The organism is Streptosporangium sp. NPDC051022, from assembly GCF_040683035.1.
GTDB lineage: Bacteria > Actinomycetota > Actinomycetes > Streptosporangiales > Streptosporangiaceae > Streptosporangium.
The window spans coordinates 65,413-81,783 of record NZ_JBFBCF010000033.1 but is presented as its reverse complement, the minus strand read 5'-3'; the positions used below and the strand labels follow the sequence as shown (position 1 = coordinate 81,783).

Below are 16,371 nucleotides of genomic sequence, written 5' to 3'. Positions count from 1 at the left end.
GAGGAGCGTGGGGGGACGGGGCGCGCTCCGGTCGGCGGGTGGCGTCAGGGGGCGGAGCCGTACGGGGCCGGTTCCGCGCCGTCGCGCGGGTCAGGGATCGGCGCCGTACGGGATCGGCGCCGCGCCGTCGCGCGGGTCAGGCGGCCACCTGGTAGCCGGCCTCCTCGATGGCGGCGCGGATGGCCGCGTCGTCGAGGGCGTCGCCCGTGACGTCCACCCGGCCGCTCTCCAGGTCGACGTCGACGCCGGTGACGCCGGATACCTCGCCGACCTCCTCCTTGACCGAGCTCACGCAGTGGCCGCAGGTCATGCCGGTCACGGTGTATGTCACGGTGTATGTGGTCACGCTCATCACGCCTCCGATGTCAGGGGTCATCACTGTCAGGGACTCCGTGCACTTACCCGCCCAGGGTATTGCTCCGGCTCGCGGTCCTGCCGATGATCTGGCGCAGATCGGTGACACCGTGGCGGCGCATGCGGCGGGCCAGGTCGCGGTGGATGCGGTTGGCCCAGAGGGGGCCCCCGTAGATCATGCCGCTGTAGCCCTGGACCAGGGTGGCTCCGGCGAGCAGGCGCTCCCAGACGTCGTCCACGTCCTCGACGCCGCCGACGGAGACGAGCACCAGGCGGTCGCCGACCCGGCTCCGCAGCCTCCGCAGCACCTCCAGCGAACGGGCCTTCAGCGGGCGTCCGGAGAGGCCGCCGGTCTCGGTGCTGCTCACGGCCGCGCGGCTGATTGTGGTGTTGGTCGCGATGATCCCGTCGAGCCCGATCTCCAGGGCCAGGTCCGCGACGGCGTCCACGTCCTCGTCCGCCAGGTCTGGAGCGATCTTGACCAGCAGCGGGGTGCGCTTCGGCGTGCCGTCCGCGACCTCCTTGACCGCGCTCAGCAGGGGGCGCAGGAGCTCGACGGCCTGCAGGTCGCGCAGGCCGGGCGTGTTCGGCGAGCTGACGTTGACCACCAGGTAGTCGGCCAGTCCGGCCAGCTCCTTGGCGCTGGCGACGTAGTCGCCGACGGCCTCGGCCTCCGGCACGACCTTGGTCTTGCCGATGTTGACGCCGACGACGGCCGGGACCCCGCGGGTCCTGCTCAACGTCCTGGCCGCGGCGCCCGCGCCCGCGTTGTTGAAGCCCATCCGGTTGATGATCGCCCGGTCCCCGGTCAGGCGGAACAGCCTGGGCCTGGCGTTGCCCGGCTGGGCGTGCGCGGTGATCGTGCCCACCTCGACGTGGCCGAAGCCGAGCGCGGACAGGGCCTCCACGCACCGCGCGTCCTTGTCGAAGCCCGCCGCCAGCCCGAGCGGGCTGGGGAAGTGCACGCCGAAGGCCTGCACGCGCAGGGCGGGGTCGCGGGGGGCGAGCCCGCGATGGACGAACCGCTTGACCACGGGCGCCACCGAGAGAAGGCGGAGCGCGCCGACCGTCAGGTGGTGGATGTCCTCCGGGTCGATGCGGCTGAGGACCTGCGTGAACACGAATCGATACATCACCGATCAGGGTAGTCCCCCTGGGGAGCGGGGGCCGCGCGGGCCGGGCCTTCAGACGCCCCGCCGCCCCGATGTACGGCTCCCCCGCCCCGGATCCGGCCGCCGGCGGCGCGACCCTGGTCACCGCGGCTCGCCGACCCCCTCCCCCAGCATCTCGGCGGCCAGATCGGCCACCTTGCGGCGACTGTCCCTGGCCTGTTTGCGCAGGCCGGTGAAGGCCTGCGCCGCGGTGAGGTCGTGCTTGCCCATCAGGTAGCCGATGGCCCGCTCGATGACCACCCGGTAGTCCAGGGCGTACTGGAGCTGCTGGGCCAGGGCGCTCTTCTCCTCGGCGGCCATCGCGGCGGTGAGAAGCTGCTCGATCACGTCGGCATAGGCGTGGAGCGCCTGGACGTCCGACTCATCCCATTCATACGGCTGGGACTGGTAGACGTTCAGGGTGCCGACCGGCTCCCCGCCGAGCCGTACCGGCACTCCGGCGACCGCCCGCACCTCCGGGTGGAGCAGGTCGGCGAGTCCGGGCCAGCGGGGATCGGCCCGCACGTCGGACGTGGTCACCGCGGTGTTCTCCGTGTAGGCCGACACGCAGGGCCCCTGCCCGAGAAGCAGCTGGGCGTCCTCCAGGCTGCGGCCCCGGGCGTCGGGCGCGACCAGGTAGCGCAGATCCCTGTCCTCCTCCGCGAACATCAGCCCCGCGCCGGAGTAGCCGAACAGAGCGTTCACGACCTCCACGGCCCGCTCCAGCCCGCGGACGATGTCCGTCGTGGGCGAGGTCGTCCTGAGCCCTCTCAGACTGGCGACCAGTTCCTCCGGATCGATGTGAGTCATGTGGTGGGCGCCCCTCAGCGTCGGCCTGATCACTTTGCTTGGGCACTACGACTGCCCGGAGACGGGAGATTTATGGGCGGGGATCCACAAGACGTCGTCCCGGGCCCGCCGGGCCGGGGAAGCCGCGCGGACCGGCCGGACGGTTCTCGCGTCACCGGTCCGGCAGGCGCCGTATATTGCCGTCAATAGATCGTTAAATGTTCAGCAAACCGGGGGCGGGAGGGTGTGGACATGAACATTTTGTCACGTTCGGCCGTCGTTCGTCGGCGTCGCGCCCTGGTACACATCGTGCTCCGCGACATGGAGGAGACCGGCGACACCACCCTCCCCCCGTGGTGGGAGGCCGACATCCAGCAGGAGTTCGGCGGCCTGGACGGGTTCCTGGCCGAGCTGAGCCGTCAGTGGTGGACGGCCTACGCCGCGCACGTGGACGCGCTGATCGAACTCGGTCTCGACGACCCCGCGCAGGCGTGGAGCGACGTGGCCGAGCAGATGCCGCACCTGCGGGCCGTGCTCGACGCCTACGTCGACGAGTCCGCCCTCGCCGAGGCCGAGCGGCGGCACTACGACGTGCTGCGCTGGACCACCCGGCGCGAGAGCCGCAACGCCGCTTGAAGGACATTTCGGGACCCCGCCCCGAGAGCCGTCTCCGAGACCCGCGCCGAGCACCCGGGACCCCCGAGCCCGCCGGGTCCGCCGAGCCCGCGGAGGTCCGGATGAGCACGCGGAGGTCCGGATGAACGCGCCGGCCTCCGGATCACGCCGGACGGCGGGATCCCGCCGTTCCCCCGGACCCCGCTCCGGGATCGGCGCCGAGCGCCTCCGCATCACGCCCTCCGCCGGGTTCCGCGTGCCGTCCTAGGCATATCCTCCTGTCATCGGGTACCGATGAACGATGGACAGGCCACCGCATCACCTCGGTCCACAGGATTCGGATCGCCGCCTGGGCATGCGGCTCACGTTCGCGACGGCGGCGGTCGCGCTGTTCTCCGTGCCGTTCGTTCTGCTGCTGGTGCTCGTGATGTCCTCCTTCGCCCCGCTGTACGAGGTCGACGAGAGCATCGCGCGGAACCTGCACGCGTACGTCCTGGCCGATCCGGGCTACGCGCGTTTCCTCAACGCCGCGACCGAGATCCTGGGGCCGAACGTCTGGCGCGCGCTCGTGGTGGCGGCGGCGGTCTGGGCCTGGTACCGGGGAGCCCGGCGGCCGGCGGTCTGGGCGGTCGTCACGATCACCGTCAGCGGCCTGCTGAACCTGGCGGTCAAGGAGATCGTCAATCGGGCCCGGCCGGTCCTGCCCGACCCCGTGTCGTGGGCTCCGGGCGCCTCCTTCCCCTCCGGGCACGCCATGGCGGCGGCGACCGGCGCGAGCGTGCTCGTGCTCATGCTGCTGCCCGTGCTGAGAAGCCGGGGTCTCAAGGCCGCCGCCAAGGCCACCGTCTGGGCCACTGTCTGGGCCGCCCTCTGGGCCGTCGCCGCGCTCCTGACGCTCTTCGTCGCCTACACCCGGGTCGCGCTCGGGGTCCACTGGTTCAGCGACGTGGTCGCGGGGATCGCGCTGGGCGTCGTGGTGGTGGGGGGAACCGCGGCGGGGTTCGAGAAGTGGCGCAGGGAGGAGGGGCGCAGGCCGGCCGAGCCGTACAAGGAGGGGGTCGAGCCGGAGGCGTTCCGGAGGTGAGATCCGGGGTAGCCGGGAGGCCATGCCGAAACCGTCGTTCGATCCCAAGGGCGCGGCGCGCCTGATCCTGCTCCCCCTGACCGTCATGGCCGCGCTGACGATCGCCGTCGGGCTGCTGATCACCAAGGTCCTGCAGACGACGACCCTCGTCGCGAACGACGAAGGAGTCAACGAGCGGCTGGCCCACGGCCGTACCGCCTTCCTGAACTCCATCACCGACAGGATGACCGGCCTGTCCGACATGCCGACGATCATCATCGCCACCGCGGTGCTCCTGCTCCTGTTCCGGGTGGTGTTCAGGCGGTGGAACGAGTCGGCCTTCCTGGTGCTGGCCGTGTTCTCCCAGTCGGCGATCTTCCTGCTCGCGACCGTCTTCGCCCAGCGAAAGCGCCCTGCCGTCCAGCATCTGGATCCCGCCCCTCCCACCTCCAGCTTTCCCTCGGGGCACACCAGCGCCGCGGTCGCCTTCTACTGCGGCCTCGCCCTGGTGCTGACCCTCCACACCCACCGCCACAGGTTCCTCAACGTCCTGTGGTGGCTGGTCGGCCTGGCGGTCCCACTGGGAATCGCCTACTCCCGGATGTACCGCGGCATGCACCATCTGAGCGACGTGGGCTGGGGCCTGCTGCTCGGCGCCGTGTGCGTCGCGGTGGCCGCCAACGCGCTGCTGTTCCGGCCGGTGCTGACGGACGGCCGGGAGCGGCCGGGGGACGCCGGGGGACGGGACGGCGACGGGACGGCGGGCACGGGTGCGGGTGCGAGTGCGGGTGCGGGTGCGACGAGGACGGAGAGGCCGGGAATTGCCGTCATCCGCGACGGATTCTGACAAAGATCAGCACTCGGTGCCGTCAATCAAGTGACATAGCGCCCTTTACTGCCTTTCCACCTCAGGTGCCGGAGAAATCAAGGAAGATGACACCAAAAAGATGTGTTACCAGAGTCGCCACCGTCTCCATCCAGCAAGCCCCGATAAAGCTCACGCTCCATGAAGCGACAATGGCCGTCATGGCCGGTGACGTGCGGGATGATCTTTAGGAAGGCGCCCCAAGTGTCACATTCTGTCCATAATAAGCTACTTTACGCTACGAAGTAGGATGGAGTCCCGATTAGGGGATTAAGCCCCCTTGTCGGGAGACAAGCAGCCAGCCGGCCGGACGAGGCGCGTTCGACGGCTACCCTCAGGAAGGAAGCCGTCCCATGGATCGCCAGCGCATTGTCTGCAATACCTGCACGGGTGTTCTGCTCACCACGGATTCGCGTGACTACACCACGCAGCGAGGCCGCCTGATCGTCTCGAACGGATACTGCACCTGCCCGCCCGCCGCGTCGGCCGCTCCCGAGCCCGTCGCGCACCGCCAGCCGCAGGGCGAGCAGCTGCCGACCGGCGAAACGACGATGGTGAACGCCTGAGAAGGCGTCCGGCGCCCGGTGGGGCGCCGACCGGGCCGCCGGAACGGCCGGGCTCCCGAAGGGGTGTGCCGAGCCTTCCGGCGGCGGCCCGCCCGGCCTCGCCTCCGTCCACGGCCCGTCCCTGACCACAGCCCGTCCCTGACCACGGCCACGGCCACGGCCACGGCTCAGCCTGACAGTCCCCAGGACGCGACCACGGCCAGCCCGCTCGTCCCGATCAACCCGGCGAGAACGACGATGGCGACGATCCGGTTTCTCATGGTTCGGAGCCTAGGCTCCCCTTCCGGGTGCCCGCGCATGTTCTCCGAGTGTTCGCCACGTTCCATCACCTGGACGGAGAGCACGGTCACGACCACGTCTCCAACCGCCCGGCCGCCCGGCCGCAGGCATTCGACCGTCACGGCACCCGCCCCGGCATGTCGGTCATCGCGGTGTGTCGGGTATCTTGACGTCTCCGGTTACCTTGCCCACCTCGACGCGAAGCGCCGGAAGTAGGCATGATCTAGGCTCAGCAGCGAGAAACCAGTGAGGGTCGGGGCAGGGAATACGCCACCCCGCCGGGGACGGGGTGCACGTGGTCGCGGAAGACGTCGAGCAGCCGGCCAGAAGCGGCAAGAAGAGCGGTAAGAAAGGCTCCTTCTGGCGGGAGCTCCCCATCATGATCGTGGTCGCCCTCCTGCTGGCGCTGCTGATCAAGACTTTCATCGTTCAGGCGTTCTACATCCCGTCCGGGTCGATGGAGAACACTCTCCAGATCAACGACCGGGTCCTGGTGAACAAGCTCGTCTACCACGTCCGCGACATCGAGCGCGGCGACATCGTGGTCTTCGCCGGGGTCGACTCCTGGAAGGGCGAGGTCGACTTCGAGGAGCCGACCAACCCGGTGTCGTCCTTCCTGCGCTGGACGGGCACGCTCTTCGGGCTCGTCCCCGGTGAGCGCGACTACATCAAGCGGGTCATCGGCGTGGCCGGCGACAAGGTGAAGTGCTGTGACGCCCAGGGGCGCATCACGGTCAACGGGGTCCCGCTCGACGAGAAGGGCTACCTGTTCCCCGGGAACAAGCCGTCGGACGACCCGTTCGAGATCACGGTGCCGGCGGGGCGGCTGTGGGTGATGGGCGACCACCGCGGGGCGTCCTCCGACTCCCGCGCCCACCAGGGAGACCCCGGTGGCGGCGCGATCCCCGCGGACCAGGTGATCGGCCGCGCCTTCGTGATCGTGTGGCCGTTCGCCCACGCGAGCATCCTGTCCATCCCCGACACCTTCTCGCAGCCCGCGCTGCGGACCGTCTCCGCCATCGGCGCCCAGGCCCCGATCCTGCTCGGGCTCGCCGGAGCGGTGCCCCTGGTCCGGTTGCGACACCGTCTGTCGCGCAGAAAGCGGTAGCCGAAAATCCCCTCCCCGCCCGGAACCCGGGGGTGACCGACCGCCCCCTCACGGCCGGACCCCCTCACGGCCGGACCCCCTTCCGGTGGGACGTGCCGGTGCCCTCGCCGTACGGCGGGGCCGCAAAGCCTCCGAAAGGTCCGGTGGCGTGGTGCTCGCCATGACCGGCGAATCGGACAAAGATGGAGGTGGGGGCACAGGGGGAGGGAGCCACGATGCGAGAGCACGGCGGCGAGCGGCCGGTGGTCGCCGGATATGACGGGTCGAAACCAAGCGAACAAGCTCTCAGGTGGGCCGTCGAGGAGGCCCGGCTGCGCTTCGTTCCCCTGATCGTCTGCCATGCCTGGCAGTGGCCCTATCCCATGCCCCCGGTCTTCCCCGACAGCCTGGAGGCCGTACGGCGCATGGGCCAGCACGTGCTCGACAGGGGGGTGAGCATGGCGCACGGCCTGGCCCCCCGCATCGAGGTGCGGGCGGAGCTGGTGACGGGGTCGCCGTCGGGCGTCCTGAAGAGCGAGTCGAGCGCCGCCGACGTGGTCGTGGTCGGCACGCGCGGTGCGGGCGGTTTCGAGGAGCTACGGCTCGGCTCGGTCGCGGCCCAGCTCTCCGCGCACGCGTACTGCCCGGTGGCCGTCGTCAAGGAGCGCTTCCGGCCGCGCACCGGCCTCGTGGTCGCGGCGGTGGACGGCGTGGTCTCCGAACGGCCGGAGCTCGCGCCGGCGTTCGAGGAGGCGTGCCTGCGGCAGGCGACGCTGCGGGCGATCTGCCTGTGCCCGGAGGGCCCCGAGGAGGACATCCGGGAGTTCGCGGCCCGCTTCCACCGGACCGTCGCGGTGTGGGAGGAGAAGTATCCCGAGGTGACGGTGGAGACCTCGATCCAGGTGGACGCCCACGTCACGGCGATGTTGCGCGCGGCCGACGAGGCGGACGTGGTGGTGATTGGCAACCGGGAACGGGCCGACCCGGTCGAGCTGCCCCTCGGGCCGGTCTGCCAGGCGCTGCTGCGCGAGGCGCCCTGCACGGTCATGGTGACCCCGTCGCATCCGCCGGTCGCGCCCCTGCGGTGACCGTGCGCGACCGGCCCGCGGAGTCCGTCACAGCGGTTCCACGGCGGGCGACTGCCACGTCCTCTTGCCGGTTCCGCCGCGTTCGGCCTTGATGATGTGGATGACCGCGTTGATGAGGGCCAGGTGGGTGAAGGCCTGCGGGAAGTTGCCCAGGTGGCGTCCGCTGACGGGGTCGATCTCCTCGGCGTACAGGCCCAGAGGGCTGGCGAAGGACAGGACCTTCTCGCAGAGCCTGCGGGCACGCGTCTGCTCCCCGATCTCCGTCAGCGCCGAGACGAGCCAGAACGAGCAGATCGTGAAGGTCCCCTCCTCCCCCGACAGGCCGTCGTCGGTCTCCTTCGGCAGGTAGCGCAGGACCAGGTCGTCGACGGTCAGATCGTCGGCGATGGCGAGGACGGTGTTGCGGATCCTGGGATCGTCGGGCGGCAGGAAGCCGACCAGCGGGATGAGCAGGAGCGAGGCGTCGAGGGCGTCGGTGTCGTAGTGCTGTTTGAAGATTCCCCGCTCGCTGACGCCGTGGGCGCACACGTCGGCGTGGATCTCGTCGGCGATCTCCTGCCAGTGCGCGGCCAGGACCCTGTCCTGACGGATCCGGGCGAGCTTCGCCCCCCGGTCGACGGCCACCCAGCACATGACCTTCGAGGAGGTGAAGTGCCTGGGCTCGCCGCGTACCTCCCAGATGCCGCGGTCCGGCTCGCGCCAGTATCTGATGGCGGACTCCACCTGGCGTTTCAGGACGGGCCAGATCCGCTCGTCCAGGCGGTCCCGGGACCGGGTGTGGATGTAGAAGGAGTCGAGGACCGCTCCCCAGACGTCGTTCTGCCGGTGACCGTAGGCGTCGTTGCCGACGCGCACGGGACTGGCCCCGTCGTATCCGTCGAGGTTGTCGAGGATGTACTCCTTCAGGTCGCGCTCCCCGTCGACCCCGTACATGACCTGTAGCTCGTCGTCCCGCTCCGCGACGTCGGCGATGAACCAGAAGAAGTCGTCGGCCTCCCAGTCGAACCCGAGGGTGTACAGGCCCCAGAGGGCGAAGGTGGAGTCCCGGATCCAGCTGTAGCGGTAGTCCCAGTTCCGTTCCCCGCCCGGCACCTCGGGCAGCGAGGTGGTCGCCGCGGCGATCAGCGCCCCGCTCGGGGCGAAGCTCAGCCCCTTCAGGGTGAGCGCGCTGCGCTCCAGGAAGCTCCGCCAGGGATGGTCGGGGAAGTCTCCCCTGGCGAGCCAGTGCTGCCAGTGGTGGGCGGTCCACACGAGCCTGCGGTAGGCCTCGTCGAAGGTGTACGGCGGTTCGTGGAGGGTCCAGGTCAGCGCGCAGAAACGGGTGTCGCCCTCTCTCAGCAGGGTGCGCGCCGTCGCCCGGGTCGCCTCGAACCCCAGCCGCATGTCGGTGGTGAGCCTGAGTTCCAGGCTCTCCTCCGCGCTCCTGGCGACGCCCTGGTGGTAGCCCCGGTCGGTGTAGGACCACCGGACCGGTTTGCGGCCGTAGTCGAACACCGGCTCGCAGTCCAGCGTGACCTGCACCTCTCCGCTGACGCAGCGCACCGTGCGCAGCAGTACGTGGCTGGCGTCGTAGTCGGTGGGGGCCCTGCGGTGCGTGTGGGAGAGCTCGTCGTCGTGGTGCCACGGGCCGATGAGCAGCAGGTCGCGCACGATGATCCAGCCGGTCGGGGTGCCCCAGCTCGTCTCCAGCACCATCGTGCCCGGCAGGTAGCGGCGCGCGGCGGGCACCCGGAGGTCGGCGGGACCGAGGCGGAAGCCTCCGGCGTCCCGGTCGAGGATCGCGGCGAAGACGCTGGGCGAGTCCATCCGGGGCAGGCACAGCCACTCGACGTTTCCGCTCGGCGCGACCAGCGCGGTGGCCTCGCAGTCGGACAGGAAGGCGTAGTCTCCGATGGGAGGGAACGGAGAACGCTCGCAGCACACGCCCACCGAGGGATTCACCGTCATGCGATGACCTTCTTTCCGCGAAGGACCCCGTTCGGGCGGCACGCCGAGCGTCGGGGACGGCCATCGGCGCGCGGCCGATCGCGGGGACAGGACCTCGGTGGCCCGACGGTTCGCCCCGGTGCGACCGGCGACGACCTCATATCTCACTCTAAGCACGAAAACGCAGGTAGGGAAGGGTATGGCCGGGCGGACGGCCCCTCCCCGAGGCCCGGCCGCCCATCCGTCAGGGGGCGGGCTCGGCCATCTCCTGAAACTCGGCGGGAAGCTGTGACATGGCGTTGGCGAAGGCGTCGCCGGGGACCGCCTCCCGGAGTGTCGTCAGGACGGCCCTGACGCCGTCCGTGGCCTCCATCGCGGTCAGCCCGATGCGGTTTCCGACCCGCATCACGAAGTCGTGGAGCCCGAACTGGTGGCTCCTGTCCTTGACGGGGAACGACTCCCGCAGGAAGCCGGGCAGCTGCGCCGCCAGCCGGCGCGCCTCCCCCTCGCTCAGCCTGTCCCCCAGCGTCTCCAGCGTCACCCGGACGAGGTCCGCCGCCGCCTCCTTGGACAGGTTGGCGCGTTCCGCCACCGTCTGGACGAACTCCTTGTGCTCCACATCGATCCCCCCTCGCCTCCGCTAGCCTTCCCGGCCGGTGCGGAAAACGAACGTCCGCCGCGAAACCGGCCGTGAGCAGGGACGATCCCCGGTGGAACGCCCGGTGGGACGTCGCACGCCGCCACCGGATCCGGGACCTCAGAGCATCAGGAGGTCGTCGTCGGAGGGAAAGGGAAGTCTGAGCCTTCCCAGGGCGGCGGCGAACTCCTCGGCCGGGTCGCCCAGGTACCCCCACGGCGCGCCGCGCCCGACGCGGTTGCCCACCTGCCTGAGGTGCCTGGCCGCGAGGTCGTGCGTGGTGGGCTCGCGTACGAAGATCGCGCCGAACAGGTGGTGGGCCTCGACGTCGCGAGGATGCGGCCGGGCGTGGGCCGTCCAGCGGCGCTCGGCGTCCTTCAGCTCGCCGACGACCTGGTCGGAGAAGTACTTCAGGCCGAACCGCACGTAGGCCACCACCTTGTTCTCCTCCACGAGGCGGCGCTCCTCGGCGAGGAGGTGCTCCAGGTGCGCCAGGGCCAGCATCGCGGTGAGCGGATGGCCCGGCGGCGCCAGCGCCACGGCCTCGCGGGCGTGGGCGAACATCTCCTCGTGGGAGCCGCCCCATTTCGCGGCCAGCGACTGCAGCCTGGCCCAGTGGGCCGAGAACAGCGTGGCGGAGCGGGAGACGACCTCGTCCCAGATCGCGTCCTCCTCCAGGCGGTCGAACTGCATGCCCATGGCCAGCCAGATCATGGACTCCCAGGGCACGGGATCCTCGGGCCGCAGCCTCGCCGCCTCCATGAGGGGGTCGTGCGCGCCGGACAGGGTGGCGAAGAACAGCTTGAACCGGTCCTCGCCGACGCTCTCCGCGAGGCTCCCGCCCCGGATGACCCACGCCTCGTCGATGACCGTACGGCCCAGCCACAGCAGCACGTCCGCCCTGTCGTGGTCGCCGTCGAGCAGTTGCGCGATCGCCTGGCTCCTGCCGACCGCGGCGCGGCTGAGCGCGTCGAGCCTCAGCGAGCGCAGTTCGGGATCGCGATGAGTCTCACCGAGCAGGACGGTCCCCGCGCTGAGATAGCCCTCCTGCACCGCCTCGACGGCGGCGTCCAGGGCGACGTCTTTCCACGCGCGTCCCACGATCAGGGTGCCGCGAGCGGGCCTCTCACCCTTCCGGCGCCGGAAGATTCTCATAGAAGGCCATGTTTAGCACTTCGCGTTTGCCCGAGCGATCAAAAAACACGAGCGTCCCGATCGTCTATGGATGCGACATGACGGAAATAGAACTTCCAGGAGTGCTCCGTTATGGAATCCGTGCCGGAGTAATCTGATCCTGCCCTTCGGCTCTCGCGGACACGCCGATTCCGGTGCCGCGACGCAGAGAAGGCCCCAGAACGCCTGAACGCGACCATCATCTGGAAACCATCGTCTGGAAACCGGTGTGCGCACATGACGCTGTTGGGACACGACCGCTACTGCGACGAGATCATCACTCAGACCACCTCGATCAGGGACCTCCTGAAGGACGCCGACCTGTCGGCGACGGTGCCGACCTGCCCTGACTGGACACTCGCCAGGCTCGTCCGGCACATCGGCACCCTGCTGTACGCCGGAGACACCGCCGTGCGGACCGGAACGGCCGTCGACGACCCGGCCGAGGTTCCCGAGGCGGCGGGACCCGACGGCGACGACCCGGCCGAGCTGGACGCCTGGCTCGCCGAGGGAGCCGCGCGATGCTCCGGCGCGCTGCGCGGGACGGATCCCGGGACGCCGATGCGGCTGTGGAACCTCCCGAGGGACACCGCCTTCTGGGCCCGCCGCGCCACGCACGAGCTGGTGGTCCACCGGGCCGACGTGGCCGTCACGGTCGAGGCCGCCTACACCGTCGCCCCCGAGGTGGCGGTGGACACCGTCGACGAGCTGCTGGAGCTGTTCGGCGCCTGGCAGCACTCGGGCTCGCCTGGCCTGGCCAAGCTGCGCGGCCTCGACGGGAGCATCCACCTGCACGCGACGGACACCGGCGCGGATTTGGCGGCAGAGTGGCTCATCGAGCTCGGTGAGGACGGCTTCACCTGGCGCCACGGTCACGAGAAGGCCACCGTCGCGCTGCGCGGCCCGATCTGCGACGTGCTGCGCGTCATCTACCGGCGGCTGCCTCCGGGCAGCGAGCGGGTCGAGGTGCTGGGCGAGTCCGCGCTGCTGGACTCCTGGCTGGAGCACACCTCCTTCGGCTGACCCCCGCGCCTTCGGCTGCCCCGGCTCCTTCGACTGCCCTGCCCGAGTCCGGCCCAGATCTCGCCCCGGCCCCTCCCGGCCCCTCCCAGGCTCCTGGGGGTTTTCGAGGCGTCTCAGGGCCGTCCGGGGCTTCCTGGGGGGCTTCCCGGCGCTTCCCGGCGCTTTCGGAGGCCTCTCCAGGCCTCCCTGGGACTCTCCGGGTCTCCCTGGGTCTCCCCGGGGCTCCCGGCCGACACGGCGGAAGTCGCCGCCGCGAGAACGACGACCTCACATCCGGTGGACGTGGCACGTTTACCGGATGTGAGACAGCAACCCTTCGAAGCGATCGTGGCCAGATACGGGCCGATGGTGCTGCGCGTGTGCCGTGCCGTACTGGGGAACACGGCCACCGCAGAGGACGCCTGGTCGGAGACCTTCCTCGCGGCCATGCGGGCCTATCCCGGCCTGCGGCCGGACAGCAACGTCGAGGCGTGGCTGGTCACGATCGCCCATCGCAAGGCCGTCGACCAGGTGCGCGCCGAGTCGCGGCAGCCGGTCCCGACCGAGCGGGTACCCGAGGTGCCCGGCGTCGACGGGGTGCCCGGCACCGAGGAGCGCGACCTGCTGGACGAGCTCAAGGCCCTGCCGCTCAAGCAGCGCCAGACCATCGCCTACCACTACCTGGCGGGCCTGCCGTACGCGGAGGTGGCCGAGGTGGTCGGCGGCAGCGCCGAGGCCGCCCGCAGAGCGGCCTCGGACGGCATCGCCGCCCTGCGCAGGACCTACCGGAAAGGAGATTCCCGATGACGACCACGAACCGGCCGCCCGCCGACGGCGAGCTGTTCGCCGCCCTGCCTCGGATCGACGAGGAGGCCCAGGCCCGGCTGCACGCCCGCCTGGCCGCCGCCGCCGACCGGGCCGGAATCCTGGACGTCGCCTACCGCACCGTGGACACCCCGGTCGGGTCGCTGCTGCTGGCCGCGACCGGCGAGGGCCTGGTGCGCGTGGCCTACGCCGGGGAGGACCACGACAAGGTCCTCGAACAGCTGTCGGCCGGCGTCAGCCCGAGGGTGCTGCGCGCCCCGGCGCGCCTGGACGGCGTGGCGCGCGAACTCGACGAGTACTTCGCGGGCCGGCGCCGCCTGTTCGACCTGCCGCTGGACCTCCGGCTCGCGCGTGGCTTCCGCCGTACCGTCCTGTCGCACCTGAGGGAGATCGGCTACGGCACGACCGCCAGTTACGCGGCCGTCGCGGAGGCGGCCGGCAGCCCGAGGGCGGTGCGCGCCGTCGGTACGGCGTGCGCGACCAACCCGCTGCCGATCGTGGTGCCCTGCCACCGCGTGGTGCGCAGCGACGGCACCGTCGGCCAGTACGTCGGCGGCGTCGAGACGAAGAGGATCCTGCTGGGACTGGAGACGAGATGAGCATCGCAGACGCCGCGGGCGCCACAGGAACCACGGGGACCACGGGGATCGCGGGAGCTCCGGGGGTTCCGGGGGCGGAGTCCCCCGGAACCGTGGCCCCGGGCGCGCTGGACTCCCCGGACACGCTGGACGCCGTGGACAGGGTCGACCGGATCGGCTGGGCGGCGCTGGCCGAGGAGCTCGACACGTACGGCTGCGCCCTGACGCCGCGGATCCTCACCCCCGCCGAGTGCGCGGACATCTCGGGCCTGTACGGGGAGGAGGACCGCTTCCGGGCCACCGTCGACATGGCCCGCCACCGGTTCGGTTCCGGCCGGTACCGCTACTTCGGCCACCCGATCCCCGAGCCGGTCGGACGGCTGCGGCAGGCGTTCTACCGCCACCTGGTGCCCGTCGCCCGTGACTGGGCGGCCAGGCTGGGCAGGACGGCACCGTGGCCGGACGAGCTGGAGGACTGGCTGGAGATGTGCCACGCGGCGGGTCAGACCAAGCCGACGCCGATCCTGCTGCGTTACCGGGAGGGTGACTGGAACGCGCTGCACCGCGACCTGTACGGGGATCTGGTGTTCCCGCTCCAGGTCGTGATCGGCCTGGACGAGCCCGGGACCGACCACACCGGCGGGGAGTTCCTGCTGGTCGAGCAGCGACCCCGGGCACAGTCCCGGGGCACCTCGACCCTGCTCCGGCAGGGGCAGGCCCTGGTCTTCACCACCAGGGACCGTCCGGTGCGGTCGGCGCGCGGCTGGTCGGCCGCGCCGGTCCGCCACGGGGTCAGCACCGTCCGCTCGGGCGTCCGCCACACCCTGGGCCTGATCTTCCACGACGCCGCCTGAGAGACGCCACCAGAGAGAGGCCGTCTGAGAGACACCGCTTGAAGGAGGCGCCGCCGTCCAAAGTCCCCTCGACGGGAGTTCTCCTCGATGAGAGGGTTTCCGCCGGACGGCATGTCCCGCGCGGGCGGTACCGCGACGGCGGGATCGGCGGCCGGGGAATCGGCCGGGGTCGGCGGGAGAGGAAGGCGTATGGCCCGGATGATCAGAGGTCTCCTGTTCGACCTCGACGGCACGCTGGTCGACCACGACACGGCCGCCGCCACGGCGTTCACGACGGCCCTGGAGACGGTTCCCGGGGCCTCCGGCGTCGACCACGAGGCGGCGCGGCGCCGCTGGGCGGAGCTCGAACGGCACGCCATGGACCGCTACCTGGCGGGTGAGCTCACCTTCACCGGACAGCGGCGCCTGCGCATCACGACCCTCGTCGCCGAGCTCGGCCTGGGCACCTGGGCCGAGCCGGAGGCGGACGCCTGGTTCGCGGGCTACCTGCGCCACTACGAGGCCGCCTGGCGGGTCTTTCCCGATGTCCCGGCGAGCCTCGGCGCGCTGGCCGAGGAACATCCCGGGCTGCGGCTGGGGGTCCTGACCAACGGTGAGTCCGGGCAGCAACGCGACAAGCTCCGCCGTGTCGGGCTGGAGACGGCCCTGCCGGTGCTGGTCGTCTCCGGTGACATCGGCGTGGCCAAGCCCGAGGCGGGGAGCTTCCACGCGGCCTGCGAGGCACTCCGGCTTCCTCCGTCGGAGGTGGCCTACGTCGGGGACCGGCTCGACGTCGACGCGACCGCGGCGAGCGCGGCGGGGCTGTACGGCATCTGGCTGAACCGCGCCGGACGTCCCGTCCCCGGTGTCCCCGGCCGCCCGAGCACCGGTACGGCGGGCGGCGGAACCGGGCGGATCGGCACCGGCGAACCGGCGCCCGGTCCGGTGCACGTTCCAGGTCACCATGCTGGAGAAATGCCCGTCATACGCACTCTCCGGGAGCTGACCGCCCTTCTCGGCGGCCTCACGTAGAAGAGCCGATGAAATCCGTCGCCCATTACCGGAAACACCGATTCGATCGGCCCTGAAATCGAGTAGCGTTATGGCCGTCGTTACCTTCACACCACTCAGGGCAGATAGGTGACATATGGACCCCGTTTCGATTGGCCTGACGGTGGCCGCCGTTCTCGCGGCCAAAGCGGGTGAGGGATTCGCGCAGCAGATCGGAGCCGACTCCTGGGGAGCGGTCCAGCGGCTGTACGCCAGGATCCGGGAGAGACTCTCGCCCACGGGCACCGAAGCGCTCGAACGGCTCGACGCGGGCGACGACGACCACTCCGCCGTAGCGCTCGTCGCCGGGGAGGTGCGCGACGCCGCCGAGAAGGACGCGGCCTTCCGGGCCGAGGTGGAGCGGTTGCTGTCCGAGGCGTCGAAAAGCGCGCCCGTGGTGACCATCCTCGCCCAGGCGAGAGACGACGCCAAACAGATCAACTTCGCGGGAGACAACACCGGCACCATCAACATGGGCTGACCGCACTTC

The 16,371-nt window shown here is 70.8% G+C and carries 18 protein-coding genes; 12 read left to right on the top strand and 6 right to left on the bottom strand.

The window, feature by feature from the left end; genetic code table 11:
- Positions 1-136: 136 nt before the first annotated feature.
- The 3 genes from AB0N02_RS37925 to AB0N02_RS37915 all read right to left on the bottom strand — a co-directional run bounded on the left by AB0N02_RS37925 (position 137) and on the right by AB0N02_RS37915 (position 2,315).
- Entirely contained in the window at positions 137-352 is a 216-nt protein-coding gene (locus tag AB0N02_RS37925) for a copper ion binding protein (RefSeq protein ID WP_363957078.1), read from the bottom strand.
- 46 nt (positions 353-398) lie between these two features.
- Positions 399-1,487 (bottom strand): quinone-dependent dihydroorotate dehydrogenase, encoded by a 1,089-nt coding sequence (locus tag AB0N02_RS37920; RefSeq protein WP_363957075.1) that lies wholly within the window; start codon positions 1,485-1,487, stop codon positions 399-401.
- Between the two features lie 120 nt (positions 1,488-1,607).
- Positions 1,608-2,315 (bottom strand): GAF and ANTAR domain-containing protein, encoded by a 708-nt coding sequence (locus AB0N02_RS37915; protein WP_363957072.1) that lies wholly within the window; start codon positions 2,313-2,315, stop codon positions 1,608-1,610.
- A 231-nt stretch (positions 2,316-2,546) separates the two neighbouring features.
- Between AB0N02_RS37915 and AB0N02_RS37910 the strand changes: the two genes are divergently transcribed.
- From AB0N02_RS37910 to AB0N02_RS37885, 6 genes are all read left to right on the top strand, one after another.
- Positions 2,547-2,930: a hypothetical protein gene (locus AB0N02_RS37910; RefSeq protein ID WP_363957069.1), complete on the top strand. Its 384-nt coding sequence runs from the start codon at positions 2,547-2,549 to the stop codon at positions 2,928-2,930.
- A gap of 334 nt (positions 2,931-3,264) precedes the next feature.
- Positions 3,265-3,993 carry a phosphatase PAP2 family protein gene (locus tag AB0N02_RS37905; protein WP_363957067.1) on the top strand — a complete coding sequence of 243 codons (729 nt, stop codon included), beginning with the start codon at positions 3,265-3,267 and terminating at the stop codon, positions 3,991-3,993.
- 22 nt (positions 3,994-4,015) lie between these two features.
- Positions 4,016-4,819 carry a phosphatase PAP2 family protein gene (locus tag AB0N02_RS37900; RefSeq protein ID WP_363957064.1) on the top strand — a complete coding sequence of 268 codons (804 nt, stop codon included), beginning with the start codon at positions 4,016-4,018 and terminating at the stop codon, positions 4,817-4,819.
- A gap of 371 nt (positions 4,820-5,190) precedes the next feature.
- Positions 5,191-5,403, top strand: coding sequence for a hypothetical protein (locus AB0N02_RS37895; RefSeq protein WP_363957061.1), 213 nt, complete (start codon positions 5,191-5,193; stop codon positions 5,401-5,403).
- A gap of 568 nt (positions 5,404-5,971) precedes the next feature.
- A complete protein-coding gene (gene lepB / locus AB0N02_RS37890; RefSeq protein WP_363957058.1) occupies positions 5,972-6,790 on the top strand; it encodes a signal peptidase I in 819 nt (272 codons plus the stop codon).
- Positions 6,791-7,005: 215 nt separating this feature from the next.
- A complete protein-coding gene (locus AB0N02_RS37885) occupies positions 7,006-7,857 on the top strand; it encodes a universal stress protein (RefSeq protein ID WP_363957055.1) in 852 nt (283 codons plus the stop codon).
- A gap of 27 nt (positions 7,858-7,884) precedes the next feature.
- Here the strand turns inward: AB0N02_RS37885 and AB0N02_RS37880 are convergent, their stop codons facing one another.
- The 3 genes from AB0N02_RS37880 to AB0N02_RS37870 form a co-directional block, all read right to left on the bottom strand.
- Positions 7,885-9,804: a glycoside hydrolase family 15 protein gene (locus AB0N02_RS37880; RefSeq protein ID WP_363957052.1), complete on the bottom strand. Its 1,920-nt coding sequence runs from the start codon at positions 9,802-9,804 to the stop codon at positions 7,885-7,887.
- 223 nt (positions 9,805-10,027) lie between these two features.
- Positions 10,028-10,402, bottom strand: coding sequence for a DUF2267 domain-containing protein (locus AB0N02_RS37875; protein ID WP_363957051.1), 375 nt, complete (start codon positions 10,400-10,402; stop codon positions 10,028-10,030).
- A gap of 138 nt (positions 10,403-10,540) precedes the next feature.
- Positions 10,541-11,575 carry a hypothetical protein gene (locus AB0N02_RS37870; protein ID WP_363957049.1) on the bottom strand — a complete coding sequence of 345 codons (1,035 nt, stop codon included), beginning with the start codon at positions 11,573-11,575 and terminating at the stop codon, positions 10,541-10,543.
- Between the two features lie 255 nt (positions 11,576-11,830).
- On the opposite strand from AB0N02_RS37870, the gene AB0N02_RS37865 reads away from it, so the two are divergent.
- The 6 genes from AB0N02_RS37865 to AB0N02_RS37840 all read left to right on the top strand — a co-directional run bounded on the left by AB0N02_RS37865 (position 11,831) and on the right by AB0N02_RS37840 (position 16,362).
- A complete protein-coding gene (locus AB0N02_RS37865; protein ID WP_363957046.1) occupies positions 11,831-12,616 on the top strand; it encodes a maleylpyruvate isomerase family mycothiol-dependent enzyme in 786 nt (261 codons plus the stop codon).
- A gap of 300 nt (positions 12,617-12,916) precedes the next feature.
- Positions 12,917-13,402 (top strand): RNA polymerase sigma factor, encoded by a 486-nt coding sequence (locus AB0N02_RS37860; protein WP_363957044.1) that lies wholly within the window; start codon positions 12,917-12,919, stop codon positions 13,400-13,402.
- Positions 13,399-14,019, top strand: a complete 621-nt coding sequence (locus tag AB0N02_RS37855) for a methylated-DNA--[protein]-cysteine S-methyltransferase (protein ID WP_363957041.1) — start codon at positions 13,399-13,401, stop codon at positions 14,017-14,019. Before AB0N02_RS37860 ends, AB0N02_RS37855 begins: the two co-directional genes overlap by 4 nt.
- Positions 14,016-14,852 carry a 2OG-Fe(II) oxygenase gene (locus tag AB0N02_RS37850; protein ID WP_363957038.1) on the top strand — a complete coding sequence of 279 codons (837 nt, stop codon included), beginning with the start codon at positions 14,016-14,018 and terminating at the stop codon, positions 14,850-14,852. Before AB0N02_RS37855 ends, AB0N02_RS37850 begins: the two co-directional genes overlap by 4 nt.
- Positions 14,853-15,041: 189 nt before the next feature.
- On the top strand, positions 15,042-15,863 hold the full coding sequence (locus tag AB0N02_RS37845; RefSeq protein WP_363957035.1) for an HAD family hydrolase: 822 nt from the start codon (positions 15,042-15,044) through the stop codon (positions 15,861-15,863).
- A gap of 115 nt (positions 15,864-15,978) precedes the next feature.
- Positions 15,979-16,362, top strand: coding sequence for a hypothetical protein (locus AB0N02_RS37840; RefSeq protein ID WP_363957032.1), 384 nt, complete (start codon positions 15,979-15,981; stop codon positions 16,360-16,362).
- Positions 16,363-16,371: the final 9 nt, after the last annotated feature.